The sequence below is a fragment of the Cysteiniphilum marinum genome (genome assembly GCF_014857925.1).
In the GTDB taxonomy this organism is placed as follows: domain Bacteria; phylum Pseudomonadota; class Gammaproteobacteria; order Francisellales; family Francisellaceae; genus Caedibacter; species Caedibacter marinus.
Genome location: NZ_JACYVZ010000032.1, coordinates 19,071 through 32,417 on the forward strand (window position 1 = coordinate 19,071; position 13,347 = coordinate 32,417).

Annotated in this window: 16 protein-coding genes; 14 read left to right on the top strand and 2 right to left on the bottom strand. The window is 37.3% G+C overall.

Features of this window, described 5'->3' with window-relative positions; translation table 11 throughout:
• Window positions 1-7 precede the first annotated feature (7 nt).
• A complete protein-coding gene (locus IE867_RS11560; protein ID WP_192484874.1) occupies window positions 8-619 on the bottom strand; it encodes a recombinase family protein in 612 nt (203 codons plus the stop codon).
• A gap of 207 nt (window positions 620-826) precedes the next feature.
• Here IE867_RS11560 and IE867_RS11565 point away from each other — a divergent pair, with 207 nt between their 5' ends.
• From IE867_RS11565 to IE867_RS11630, 14 genes are all read left to right on the top strand, one after another.
• Window positions 827-1,696 (top strand): hypothetical protein, encoded by an 870-nt coding sequence (locus IE867_RS11565; protein WP_192484875.1) that lies wholly within the window; start codon window positions 827-829, stop codon window positions 1,694-1,696.
• Window positions 1,697-1,706: 10 nt separating this feature from the next.
• Window positions 1,707-1,979: a DUF1543 domain-containing protein gene (locus tag IE867_RS11570; protein WP_192484876.1), complete on the top strand. Its 273-nt coding sequence runs from the start codon at window positions 1,707-1,709 to the stop codon at window positions 1,977-1,979.
• A gap of 1 nt (window position 1,980) precedes the next feature.
• Window positions 1,981-2,838, top strand: a complete 858-nt coding sequence (locus IE867_RS11575) for a response regulator transcription factor (RefSeq protein ID WP_192484877.1) — start codon at window positions 1,981-1,983, stop codon at window positions 2,836-2,838.
• A 223-nt stretch (window positions 2,839-3,061) separates the two neighbouring features.
• Window positions 3,062-3,313 carry a GTP cyclohydrolase II gene (locus IE867_RS15020; RefSeq protein ID WP_192484878.1) on the top strand — a complete coding sequence of 84 codons (252 nt, stop codon included), beginning with the start codon at window positions 3,062-3,064 and terminating at the stop codon, window positions 3,311-3,313.
• A complete protein-coding gene (locus IE867_RS11585) occupies window positions 3,300-3,998 on the top strand; it encodes a tryptophan 2,3-dioxygenase family protein (protein ID WP_192484879.1) in 699 nt (232 codons plus the stop codon). Before IE867_RS15020 ends, IE867_RS11585 begins: the two co-directional genes overlap by 14 nt.
• Window positions 3,999-4,006: 8 nt before the next feature.
• Entirely contained in the window at window positions 4,007-5,146 is a 1,140-nt protein-coding gene (locus IE867_RS11590) for an aminotransferase class V-fold PLP-dependent enzyme (RefSeq protein ID WP_192484880.1), read from the top strand.
• A gap of 85 nt (window positions 5,147-5,231) precedes the next feature.
• Entirely contained in the window at window positions 5,232-6,518 is a 1,287-nt protein-coding gene (locus IE867_RS11595; protein WP_192484881.1) for a tryptophan 2,3-dioxygenase family protein, read from the top strand.
• 9 nt (window positions 6,519-6,527) lie between these two features.
• Window positions 6,528-8,147: an FAD-dependent monooxygenase gene (locus IE867_RS11600; RefSeq protein WP_192484882.1), complete on the top strand. Its 1,620-nt coding sequence runs from the start codon at window positions 6,528-6,530 to the stop codon at window positions 8,145-8,147.
• Window positions 8,148-8,161: 14 nt separating this feature from the next.
• Window positions 8,162-9,091: a branched-chain-amino-acid transaminase gene (gene ilvE / locus IE867_RS11605; protein ID WP_192484883.1), complete on the top strand. Its 930-nt coding sequence runs from the start codon at window positions 8,162-8,164 to the stop codon at window positions 9,089-9,091.
• 58 nt (window positions 9,092-9,149) lie between these two features.
• Window positions 9,150-9,872 (top strand): cyclase family protein, encoded by a 723-nt coding sequence (locus tag IE867_RS11610; protein WP_203250064.1) that lies wholly within the window; start codon window positions 9,150-9,152, stop codon window positions 9,870-9,872.
• 39 nt (window positions 9,873-9,911) lie between these two features.
• On the top strand, window positions 9,912-11,174 hold the full coding sequence (locus tag IE867_RS11615) for an ATP-grasp domain-containing protein (protein ID WP_192484884.1): 1,263 nt from the start codon (window positions 9,912-9,914) through the stop codon (window positions 11,172-11,174).
• An 11-nt stretch (window positions 11,175-11,185) separates the two neighbouring features.
• Window positions 11,186-12,286: a pyridoxal phosphate-dependent aminotransferase gene (locus IE867_RS11620; RefSeq protein ID WP_192484885.1), complete on the top strand. Its 1,101-nt coding sequence runs from the start codon at window positions 11,186-11,188 to the stop codon at window positions 12,284-12,286.
• 19 nt (window positions 12,287-12,305) lie between these two features.
• Window positions 12,306-12,773: a VOC family protein gene (locus IE867_RS11625; protein WP_192484886.1), complete on the top strand. Its 468-nt coding sequence runs from the start codon at window positions 12,306-12,308 to the stop codon at window positions 12,771-12,773.
• 10 nt (window positions 12,774-12,783) lie between these two features.
• The gene (locus tag IE867_RS11630) at window positions 12,784-13,128 is read left to right on the top strand and encodes an FMN-binding negative transcriptional regulator (protein ID WP_192484887.1); all 345 of its coding nucleotides are present in this window, start codon (window positions 12,784-12,786) and stop codon (window positions 13,126-13,128) included.
• Here the strand turns inward: IE867_RS11630 and IE867_RS14695 are convergent.
• Window positions 13,114-13,347 (bottom strand): hypothetical protein (locus IE867_RS14695; RefSeq protein ID WP_225630041.1); only part of this gene is annotated, 234 nt, incomplete at its 5' end. The genes IE867_RS11630 and IE867_RS14695 overlap by 15 nt on opposite strands.

Here is a 13,347-nt window from a genome sequence, read left to right on the forward strand (position 1 = left end):
AGTGTCCTCACTTATTCATAATTTTATCGCCAGCTGCTTTTAGCGTGCCATCGCCATTTACATATTTATATAAGGTTGTAGTTGTCATTCCCAATCGCTTTGCAATATCAGATGATACGGCATTTCTGTCAGACATTGCTGCCATTGCCATTTTCAACGTTGCTTTATCCATTTTTGTGGGTCTGCCACCTTTTCTGCCTCTTGCTCTTGCTGCAGCGAGACCTGCGTAAGTTCGTTCGCGTATGAGTTCGCGCTCATATTCAGCCAACGAAGCAAAAATACCAAAAATAAGGCGTCCGTTTGCTGTTGTGGTATCAATTTGCGCGCCATGTCCTTCTAAAACTTTAAAATTGATATTTGACTCATGCAAATCATCAATCATTATAACTAAGTCCTTCATGTCACGACCAAGTCTATCTAATTTCCATACCACGAGAGTGTTCCCTGGTTGCAAAGCCTTAAGGCAAGATTCAAGACCAGGGCGTGAATCTTTTCTGCTGGATGCATAATCATGATAAATTCTGTTTTCATCAACGCCTGCTTTTTTTAAAGCATCAATCTGCAAATCTAACACCTGACTACCATCGGCTTTTGACACTCTGGCATAACCAATCATCATGATAAAAAGTTCCTTAACCAATAAAGATAAATTGAATAATACAAATTAGTGTTGAATATTGCAATGGGTTTACTTGTTGATTTTGAATTGAAATATGTGAATTATCAGACCACCAAGAAAACGGTCGTTTTCTTGGTTGACAATCATGATAAATGTATCAATATAGTGACAAAACTATGTTCAACAAAATATACAAGGGGGGAGAGTGTGAATTTATTAAGCTCAGGAAAATTTAATAATTCTTTATGGCGTTCAATTCTAGAGATAAATGCTAATGAATTATCCAAACAGATGGGAATCAACATAGAAGTGATAAGTCCATTTGGATTTGAGGTTACAAATAAAAAGAACCTTCTATCAAAGAAATTACGAAAATTCTATGCTTATCTTGGTATAAACAAAATTCATGAAAGCAAAATAATTAACATAAAGGCAGTTTCAGCTATCTATGGAGATTTATTACTAGCATATCTTAAGAAGCATTATGAATCATTCTATGATGATATCATTATAAAGGTCTATCAGGATGAGTTTATTAAGCTAAGATCATTTGATTATATACCGCAAGATGGCGATAAGTTAATAGATGTACAAACACGAATAACAGAAAGTAATATTTACCAAGATTACGCTGATTATATAATATGCTGCTTATCCGCACTCGCACAAGACAAAGATGAACCTGCAATGTTTGCAGACAATGTAAGACACAGAGTTAGAACCATTCAGCTTTATATTATGCTGGAAAATATTTTTGGTCATTTGATTCACCAAATGACTGAAAAGCAGAATGGTTTATATAGAATGGCATATAGCAAAATAGACAATTCATTAACTATATTTACAAATCCAGATTTGCTAAATATTCAAGCTGATAATAATGAGATGGAAATAATGTTGACCTTAATAAAGCCCAGGGTGTCAGAAATAGTTGAAGTACTAAAGTATGGTCATGAGACTCAAATAATAGAGTCAAACTCCTATCATGTTTCTGGTAAATTAAAACTAGAATTAACTAGAAAACACTACAATAATGCGATAAATTTTATTACTCAAACATATCAGGAATTTATATGAAGGAGATAAAATGAAATTATACTTGGCTCACTTAGGATTTTATGATGATAGATATGGGATGTATGAAATTCATATTAATAAACATGTTGTGGCTGAAAATATTAAAGATGCAAAACAAAAATTGTTTCAAGACGAAGAATTTAAACGACTTAAGATGCATATAGATGGCTTGCAAGAAGTCAATATAGTCAATGGTTATAAAATATTGGCTACAAAAGTTGAGCATCACAACGAGAAAAATCCAACTTATAGCCATTGCGATGTAAAAAAACTAGTCATCTAGTATGGAAGATAAAATTATTTCAGGCAAGATATGTGCTGAGTTAAACCTTTTAACTCAACAATACTTTAGCGATAATTTCATTGATCATGTAAATATTATTACCAAATATCGAAATGGCACACTCTCTTATGTTTGCAACAACGAACAATGGCTTCGCCTATATGTATCCAAAAAGTATCCTCTCGCAGGCTTCTTTGAAAATAATACTTTGCCTGAAACTATATCATATATGCTTTGGGATAATTTAGATCCATTGGATCCCATTTTAGTAGACTCTAAAAATGTATTAAATTTATTGCATGGAGTTACCTTTGTAAAGCACAGTGATGACGCATCAACTTATTTTAATCTTGGTCAAAAAAACTCTCAACGTCCTATTCTTTTTGAATACATCAAAAATCAACAAAGGATATTAAGATTTATTGATTACTTCATGGATTCTAGCATTAATATACAAAAGCACACAGAAAGGAATCGTTTATATTGCTGTCATGGTGACATAGAAATAATGAAAAATGGTGATTTTACAAACCAAAGCCTGCGTGGAAAATCTCACTATTTATTGAGTGAGTACAACATTCAATTGCCTGAATCAGTAAAAATGTTTTATCAAAGGATAGTCGGGATGCTATCAATAAGGCAATTGGATGTGCTTTATTTAGTTTTATCTGGATTTACGATGAAAATGATTGGCATTAGAATGAATATAAGCTTAGAAACGGTTAAAACCCACATAAAGCAGATAAGAGCTGAATTAGATTATCATTGTACGCCATCAATGATTGAGGATTGCTTCAATCATAAAGTTCGATATCAACTACAACACTCAAAAGCCCTAGCAACTAAATTCTTGTTATAACATTTCCTGTGTAAACGCACAGCCACCCCATAATAAAATGTAATAATTTGATGCGTTTTGTCTAAATAAATGTTGTTATATCTTTGGCACAATGGTCACCATAAGCTTAAAGGCAGATTATTTATCTCAATAAATCACTACTTTTTAGGGATATAGTTATATTTCGATGCATATTAAAATGTTTATACGTATTAGGACTTGTCTATAAAGCATAAGGGGGGGTATGGAAAGTAGAATCAATCAGAGAGCAGCCATTTCAAGGCGCTCTGGGGATGTAGAGTTTTGCACTTTCAGCAATGTATCAAGTAATACCGAAGATGTAACATTAATTTTTAATCATGCAAACTCTGAAGTCTGTCCGAAAGTTCGTGTTCATTCCAAGTGTATTACTGGAGACCTATTTGCTTCAAAAAGATATGGCTCTAGCAACCAGCTCAAGTTGCTTTATAAGGCTAGGTATAATGTTGGGAAATAGAGATTATTCAACAAGTATTTTGTTTGGTGAGGGAAAAAGCGATTATGAAAAGTATATGTGCATTCCTACATTACTGAGCTTACAAGTAACACCAGAAAACATGATACACCGTGATGAATTATTGTTTCAGGTGGTTCATCAATCGACAGAACTGTGGCTAAAGCTAAGCAATAATGAACTAGCTGAAGCGATAAAAAGATTATTTGAGAAAGACTTTATTGCTGCAAGAGTATTAATTGAACGCTCTAGCTATCCAATTGGCTTGATCACAAAACAACTGGAAATGTTTAAATATATGACGCCATATGATTTTCAGAAACTTAGACCTGCGCTTGGTAACGGTTCCGGCTTCGAATCCCCAGGTTGGCAGAGGTTACAATCAGTGGGTCAGGAACTTCACCAAACCTTTGTGCGGATTATTAAGTCAATGGACATCAACTTAATGGACATTTATACAGAGGAAGACAAGTCTCCTTTATATTTTTTGATGGAAGAAATGGTTAGTTGGGATGAAATGGTCAGTTTATGGCGTAGCAGGCACTATAAGGTTGCAATGAGAACTATCGGACTTAACACGATAGGAACCAAAGGAACACCAGTTGAAAAATTGACAATGCTGATGAACAAGCAATTTTTTCCTGAACTTTGGGAGTTGCGTACTAAAATGACAAATAACAGCTATTAGTAGTAACTATGTACTCTCCTCAAGAATTCCGAAAGCATTATTTTGACAGGTTTGATGGTCTTGTCCATCTTGCTAGTTGCAGCATTTCTCCTAGATCACAATTTATTGATGAGGCGATGAAAACAATGCTAAGTGATATGACTAAAAGTGATTTGGCATGGGTGTATTTTGAACATAAAACCGAGCAAGCTAGAAGTTTATTTGCTGAGTTTATAGGCGCAGATGCTTCGCAAATAGCCATTTTACCAAATGCGACTATTGCGGCTTATCAGGTAATTTCAACATTACCTTCTAGCGCTGGAATGCAAATCCTGTGCTCGGGAGATGAGTTTCCATCTCTTTCTCACATTTGGTTACAGCAGGCAAGTCGCGGGCTTGTTACACACTATGTTGAAAGTCAGGTTACTGATGATAGTTTTGTTGCTAATATATGTGCCAAGTTAGGTAGCAATACATGTTTAGTTTCAGTACCTTTAGCTAGTTATCGAACTGGCAGACGATATCCGATTGAGCAGATATCTGATTTAACCAGTTGCGCGCAGATTCCCATGTTGGTTGATGCTTACCAAGGATTGGGAGCTGAAAAAATTAATGTTAGAGAATTAGGTTGTGATTATCTGATCTGCGGCAGTATGAAGTACATGTTAGGTCTCCCAGGTATTTCATTCCTTTATGTGAAAGACGGTATTTATAACACGATTGAGCCGGTGCTGACTGGTTGGCAAGGACGCAAAAAACCATTTGCTTTTGATTTATGTCTGGTAGATTTCCCTGATGATGCGAAACGATTTGAAATTGGGACTCCGGCTATTCCCTCTATATATTCTATTAGCGCTGCCATGACTGTACTTTTGAAGTTGGATTTTGAACAAGGTCGGAAACATATTCAGCATTTAATAGACATATCTATCGACATGTTGGAAAGAAGTGGTATACCAATCGCAAAAATTCCCGGCACGGTATTTTCGTCACATGTTGCTTTATTTGCTCCTAATGTGCCAGCATTAGACACATACTTAAGGCATCATAAAATTATAACAAGTCCGCGAGGTAATATGCTTAGACTTGCATTTCATCACTTTAATACAGCGAATGAAGTCATGCAGGCATGTAATTTGATTTGTAACTATTTCAAAACCAAAAGCTAATGGAACAACTTAATTATGACGAGTTATACATTTATGACTTGAATTTAGAATTTTTAAAGGGGTACGATGAAAAGGAGAAATATCCATGCAGAATATGATAAAATTTGAATATCAAAATCATTCCAATCTGCTTTGTGATTACAGTGATTTTGACGAAATGACAATTAATCCAAGCTTTAAAATTCTATTGTGGATTGCTCAAGAAAATAAAGCAGTCTTTCCATATGAGGATATTATCCGTGTGTATCATAAGACTGGTAAGCATTTCGTACCTGATCATTTTTTAGAATTGTTGAATGTCGCAAGAAAAAAATGCGCAACATTCAACACAGACGATGCTGAGAATGCCCTGCGCTTTTTGAAGGTTGTGTTAGATAAATACGATGGCTCTTATGACTATCGTTCTTATCTGGCACTTGATCTTTTAGATATGCCCAACGACCATACTGAAACTAAAGCATATACAGAAGCACAATCTTATATTAACCACATGACGTTATTGCTTACAGCTGACTTGCTTAAATTTGAACTCGGTGGATTGGAACCTAAACGTAATCTTAGGTTTCAATTACCTGAGCAAGCATTGGTTGAAAAGCGTTGTGCTAGAGCACTAAAAGCTGTGAGCCCATACGTTCAGAGGATGGGATTGATCTATAGGAAAACAGATAACTGTATCGAATCGGTCAAAAATTTTATTGTCGCAACTCAAAGTAAGAAAAGACCTAACGATGAGCAGATGTTGGTGAAAACTAACTTACCTGTTTATCTCATTCATGATGAATACATGTTCATTCGGATTCTGCAAATGTTTGAATATTCTTTTTCTTGGATTGTAATTGGGCTTAGGGCTGCAATTGAGTCTTTGAGTAAGACTCCTAACCAGACAAGCATGATAATTAAAAGTTGCGAGCAAAAGATTAAAGAAGTTACTGGTTTTTTCTATGTGCTGTCCACTATGAGAGCTGAATCATTTAAGGTGTTCCGTGAATATACTGAAGGGGCAAGTGCAATTCAATCTAGAAATTACAAACGCATCGAATCGCTTTGCAGGCAACCAGATCAAGAGCGATTGCATTCAATTGCTTACAGATCTGTTCCCGAAGTTCAAAAAAAGCTATTAATTAGTTCTGACAACTTGGATCTAGCATTGCGTCAAGCACAACATAGTGGGCGCTTAGACTGCAAGGATTTTATTGAAGTCAAACAAGCAATGAAGAGCTTTTCTACTACGATGAAACGTTGGAAGCAAACTCACTATGGTCTTGCCATGAAGATGCTGGGAGAGGGCTCGGGCACCGGTTACACGGAGGGCACTCCTTATTTAGCCTTTGCCAAAGACATCCCAGTCTTTGACACTTCGCTTGATGTGTAGGTTATTAATATGAATAGTTCTAAAGCAAGAATTGCTATCGTGGGAGCCGGTCCAGTAGGTCTAACTTTATCCGCTCGACTAGCCTCATTTGGTATTGGCAGTATCGTGATGGATAAGTCTCCTCATTTGCTTAAAAAAGGATCTAAAGCCTGCCTGATTCATGGTGATGCACTAGAAGTACTCGATAAAGTAGGGTGTGGAGAACAAATTGCTAAAGAGGGAATACACTGGCGGATTGCGCATACATATATTCGAAATGTTGAACGGATCACTCAAGAGTATGCTGAACGCCCTGGTTATGGTGAATTTATTAATATTTCCCAATACCGGATTGAACAAGAGCTTATCAAACTATTGGAAAGAAATCCTCTATGCGAACTTAGGTGGTCAAGTGAAGTGATTGGATATTCACAGCAACTAGATAAGGTTAAGCTAGAAATCAAACACGGTGCCGAAAATGAGGTTTTAGAATTTGATTATGTGATTTCCTGTGATGGAGTCAGAAGTACATTGCGCGATCTAACAGGGGTTAACTTCAGTGGCTACACTCACAAAGATCGCTTTTTAATTACTGATATCAAAGCCAATATTGCTTTAACTAAAGAACGTCACTTTCATTTTGATCCTAATTTTAACCCAGGTCGCCAACTAGTTATGCATCCTCAACCTGATAATATATGGCGTATCGATTGGCAATTGCCTCCAGATGCAGACATTGAAGGTGAAAAGGAAAATGGTCAACTTGACAGACGTATCAGGGCTGTCATAGGAAATATACCATATCAGATCGATTGGATTAGCACTTATCGTTTTCATCAACGTGTTGTGGATCAGTTCAGATTAAATCGCTTGTTTTATGCTGGTGATGCTGCTCACTCATTTCCACCTTATGGCTCTCGCGGTATGAACAGCGGCATCCAGGATGCAGACAACTTAGCTTGGAAACTGTGGCTTGTGGTAAAGGGTATAGCAGGTGATGAGTTACTAGACACTTATCATGAGGAAAGATTTCTCGCAGCAAAAGAAAATCTGAGACTGACAGAAGCTACTATTAGGTTCATGGTTCCACCAACTTCGTTGAAGCGCTTATGGCGTGACATAGTGCTACGAATCTCTGAATTTTGGAGACCACTCCGTAAACAAGTAAATCATGGAAAAATGACAAAGCCTTTTACCTATGAGTCTTCCAGCTTGATTGATTATAGCCATCGAACGCCTTATGTTGGCGCTTTTGCTCCGGATGTTTTGATTTATATGGATGGAGAAAAAAGCCGATTACGCAAACTTTTTGGGGGGAGATTCGTTTTTCTATTTTGCGCCACTCCCGATAAAGTAAAGTTGTATCTAAATAAGCAAAATCATACTTATAATTCTTTGTATTTTAGTTTGGTATCGGCGGTTCCAAAGGGGTATGCCTTACAAAATATTGATGAGAATATTATCAATATTACTTACGATGATATTTTGTTTTTTGAAAACTTAACATACAAGCAAGACTCATTGTTTATTATCCGTCCTGATGGCTATCTAGCAGGGCATTATTTTCTTGATAATGCACCATCCTTGATTTCAATATTGGAAAAAGTTAGTGGAACTAATTCTGCAACTCTTTCCATCAAAGCATCATAAATGGAGGTTATCTTATGTTATCTACTCACATCACACCAGAATATGCATGGTTGAACGGTGAATTCGTTACTTGGGAAAATTGTACTTTACATGCCAGAACACAGGGAGCCTTCTGGGGAGCAAATGTCTTTGAAGGAGTAAGAGCTTATTGGAATACTACTCATCAGCAGATGTATATATATAGGATACAAGAGCATATTAAGCGTCTTCGCGATTCTATGAAGTGTGTTAATATGCCTATTACTTTCTCAGATCAAGAAATTACTGAATCTTGTATTGAGTTGCTACGGAAAAATAACTTTAAGCAACATGTACATCTAGTTATCTCACCTTATTTCGCGATAGGGAAGAACTATGATCCGTTAATATATACTGAAGATACAGGCATGCATATTACGGCTCTCTCTATGCCCAGATCTGCACGTTATGACACAGGAATGACAGCTTCGTTTTCCACTTGGCGACGCATTAGTGATGATTCAATGCCACCAAGGATTAAAACTGGTGCAAATTATCATAATAGCCGTTTAGCACAGCATGAAGCCATGCAGAATGGGTTTGACACTGCATTTTTCTTAAACCAGAGAGGCACAGTGGCTGAAGCTCCGGGCTCGTGCATTATGATGGTGAAGAATAATCGCTTAATTACACCACCAGCATCATCAGGTGTACTTGAAGGGATCACGGTAGATAGTATTATACGGATGGCAAATAATAAGCTTTCAATTGAATGTGAATACAGGGAGATTGATCGCACAGAACTGTACCTCGCTGATGAGGTATTCATTTGTGGTACACTTTCAGAGATTATTCCCGTGATCAGTATCGATCATAAATTTGTTGGTGATGGACAACCAGGAAATCTTACCCGTAAGTTACAGGCTGTCTACGAAGATGAGGTGATGTCTAATTCATCATCTGAATATTCAACGCCTGTCTACTAAGACTAAAATGAGAATAAAGAGATTTAATACGATGACATCATCAATTTATGAAAAGTTTATGCAAGGAAAGGTTGAGGTATTTGACCTGACAGCACCATTATCAACAAATACACCAGTGATTCGTTTGCCACCTGATAGAGGGCAACCATGGCCATTTAAGTTGGAAAAAATCAGCCGATATGATGAGAAAGGCAACGAGGTTTACTGGAATAACATTCAGATGTCTGAGCATACAGGAACTCATTTTGATGCTCCTGTTCATTGGTTTTCTGGTAAAGATTCTATTGATGTCTCAAGCGTACCTTGCAAACACTTGATCGCTCCTGCCGTAGTAGTTGATATGTCAGAGCAAGTAACAGACCCTAATTTTTTACTTGAACGTAAACATGTTGAACAATGGTGTGAGATACATGGGACTTTACCAGAAGGTGCTTGGTTATTATTCCGTTCCGGTTGGGACAGCCATGATTTAGATGCTGATAGCTTTCTTAATCATGGTTATACCCCAGGAGTAAGTGAATCCTGTGCAAAATGGTTGGCTGAGCAAACACCTATTATTGGCATCGGGGTGGAAACTGTTGGAACCGATGCTGGTCAAGCTGGAAAATTTGAACAACCCTATCCCGTACATTGGTACTTTCATAAAGCAGCTAAGTATGGTCTTACTCAACTAAAGAATTTAGCAAAGCTACCTGCAACAGGTGTAGTGATTATAGTCGCTCCACTACCCATTGTCGGTGGCTCAGGGAGCCCCTGTCGCGTTTTGGCACTTATTGAATAGTACGAATTTAAACCTTATAAAATTTTTAGGGAGAAACTGATGTCATCAAAGTACTGTTTATTACTGGGAACAGAGAAAAACAGATTCCGTGCTCTTGTTGCAACAGCTAGAGTAACAAATATGAAAATAGCCGTCATGTTGCCTGGCGGATATGTTAATGGGAATCGTTATGCTGATTTAATAATTGACGGAAATCCAGAGAACATGGAACAAGCGCTGGCTGCTGTTCAGGCGTTTGCAAAACGCGAAGGAATGCAACCAGGAGCTGTTATTCCATTAACGGAAATGACGATAGCTCCAGGGGGGCTTATTGCTCAGTACTATGGTTTAAATTATTTATCAGAGTTAGCTCTTACACTAACTCGAAACAAGTTTGAAATGCGTAAAGCTGCACAACGGAATGGACTGAATGTTCCAAAGTTTGCCCATTTTAATAACCTTGAACAGCTACTGATCCTTGCTGAAGGGTTTCCTTTTCCTGCAGTAGTTAAACCGACAAATGCAGGAGGCAGTGAAGGTGTAACTTACGTATCAAATAAAGATGAACTTGCAAGTGCTTTTGTTAACTTACGTCAAGCGACGGAAAACTATACTAGCAAGTTTGGCATAGCAAATAACGACTATCAGATCGAACAATTTATTAACGCTAGAATTGAGCTTTCGGTTGAAGTGCTCAATAGCAAAACAGGACGACAAGTTTTAGCTGTAACCGATAAAGAGCTAACTCAGTTACCTCATTTTGTTGAAATCGGTCACTCCTTACCAAGTATAGAGTCCGATAATCAAAAGTTAAAACAGATGGCGCTAAAAGCATGTGAAGTCTTGAATGTTGAACATGGTATAGCTCATGTTGAGTTTATGATAGATCACAATGGAAAGATTTATCTACTTGAGTTAAATGCACGCACACCAGGTGGTGGCATCCCTGAAATATTCGAAAAGATAACTGGAGTTAACATGCTAGAACTTCATTCTCGCTCTTACCTGTATAATGAAGTTTTAGTGCCTGAATATCATATGTCTGGATTAGCTGCTGTTGGATTTATGAAAGCCAAACAAGGGGTTATTAATCAGATTAAGTTACCATTGCAGAGTGAATTGCCAAAAGAAGTGTTTGGCTTACAATTATGGACCTCTAAAGGAGCCAGAGTTAATCCACTATATAGCAACGCTGAACTTGAAGGCTATGTTGAGTTCTACTGTCCTGACTACAAGTTAACTGGAAAACCCAAAGAATATCTTGCTTTGACACAACAATTAACCCAGCAAATTTTTCAAGTGACAGAAGAGGTAGAAAATTAAGGAAATAATAAATGTTCAATTTAAAATCTGTGATCAAAGAGTATGTAGCTAAAAATAAGAGGGAAAGTTTATGGAGCTACCTAGAGGAGCGTCCCAACTATTTAATGCTAGATAAAAATGAGAACCATCATCCAATGGATGATGATCTTTTTGAAGAATTTCGTGACTCATTAAAACCAGAGCACTTGTGTAACTATCCAGTATTAAATACCTTATATAAAAAGATTGCCAATATGGTTGGAGTTGAAGAGCACAACATCTATCTAGGTTCAGGATCAGATCTTGCGATTAAGGTGTTGTTTGATGCTTGTTTGAGGGAAGGAGATCATGTTGTTTTACATAGCCCTTGCTATTTTATGTTTGAAAATTACTCAAAATATGCCGGCGTATCAATATCTTCAATACCAGTCACTGAAGATTGGAAGCCTGACGTGAAGACTATGATTGGCTCAGTTAAGGAGACAACGAAGTTAGTAATTGTTGAAGATCCAAGTGGTTTTGTTGGTATGCGCTTATCTCATTCCCAAATGCATGATTTGGCTCAAGCGCTGTATAACAAGGGTGTTTTGCTGCTCATTGATGAAGCTTACTTATATGTTGAAGGGATGCAAAGCGCAAACCTAGGTATCATAAAGAAATTCCCAAATGTTATTTTGGCTCAGACACTTTCAAAGGCTCATGGATTAGCTGGAGCCAGAGTTGGCTTTTTAATTGGAGAAAAAAACCTGATTGACTATATTTCAAGAGTTAGACCATTATACGAAGTCAGTGCGTTATCAGCATGGGCGGCAGAGTGGCAGTTAGATCATCCTGAAGTGTTAGATAGATTTCAGGATAAGATGAAGCAGGCAAAAGACTATATGAAAGGTGCTCTGGCATCTAGAAAGCAGCCCTTCAAAGATACCCACGGAAATTTTATGTTGATACAGTTCTCTAAGTATGATTCAAAAGATATAGAACAATTATTCAAAGATCAGGGGATTTTAATCAGACGCCCATTTGAACAAAGTAATTTAAAAGGTTGGTTACGGGTAACAGTTTCACAAATTGAACACTGTGAACAGTTTATTTCGGCACTTGATATTGTTTTAGAAAAATTGAAATTCAGATAAGTTGATTAAAGAGGTAGTTATGACAGAGAAAGCAAGAGCTGTAGGGATCAATCATGTCTCTATTGAAGTTGGTAATATTAATGAAGCAATCGCATTTTATGGTTCGCTTATGCATATTAACCATGGACCGTTATCAGAAAAAGAAGGCTCTATTGAATTAGGTGATCAGTTTATTGCATTTACCTGTGGCTATGGTGAGAAAGCACATAAACCAGGTCATTTTGGATTTGTAGTTGATGATAGAGAAAAGGTTCGCGAGGCACTAAGACAATTTAACATTGAACCTTTGCCTGGCAGATTTTTTGGTTTTTTAGACCCTTGGGGGAATCATATTGAAGTGATTAGCTATGAAAATATCAAATATACTAAGTCTCAAGGCATTCTGAATGGTATGGGATTAGCAGATTTGAGTAAAAATAAACGAGCACAGCGAGAATCGGTCGAACAAGAGCACAGCATGCCTCTGCCTTCGCAAAAAACATTATAGAGATCGTTCAATGTATATACAAAAAATATTTGAAGAAAATCGAGTCACCATTTTGCATGACCTGATAGAACAAAACCCTTTGGGTGCTTTAACCGTCTATGGCAGTAACGGATTGAGTGCAGATCATCTACCTTTCACTTTAAACAGGCATGGTTTTAAGCTTGGGGTATTAAAGACTCATATTGCTCGAGGAAATCCGTTACACAAAAACGTAGAAGAAAGTAGTGAAGTGATGGTTATTTTCAAAGGATTATCTGCATACATTTCTCCTAGCTGGTTGCCTAAGCGCTATATCAGTGGTCGAGTTCAGCCAAGCTGGGTCTACACTAATGGCACTACCTTAAGCGGCAGATGAATCTTTTTTATTGGCATTTTTCTGCATCCTGTTAATTATTTCAGCTCTTTCCAACTCCCTGCTTTTATTAAGTCGCCTAAATGCTTTGGGGCGCTTTTTAACAGCTCGAGGCTCAATCCGTCCTGGTCTATTCCCCACCTTGTTTTTTATGATCGCCTGCAGCAATATGTCATGAGCTTTATCTGAGTTTGCTGCGAAACTTAACCATGATACAAAACT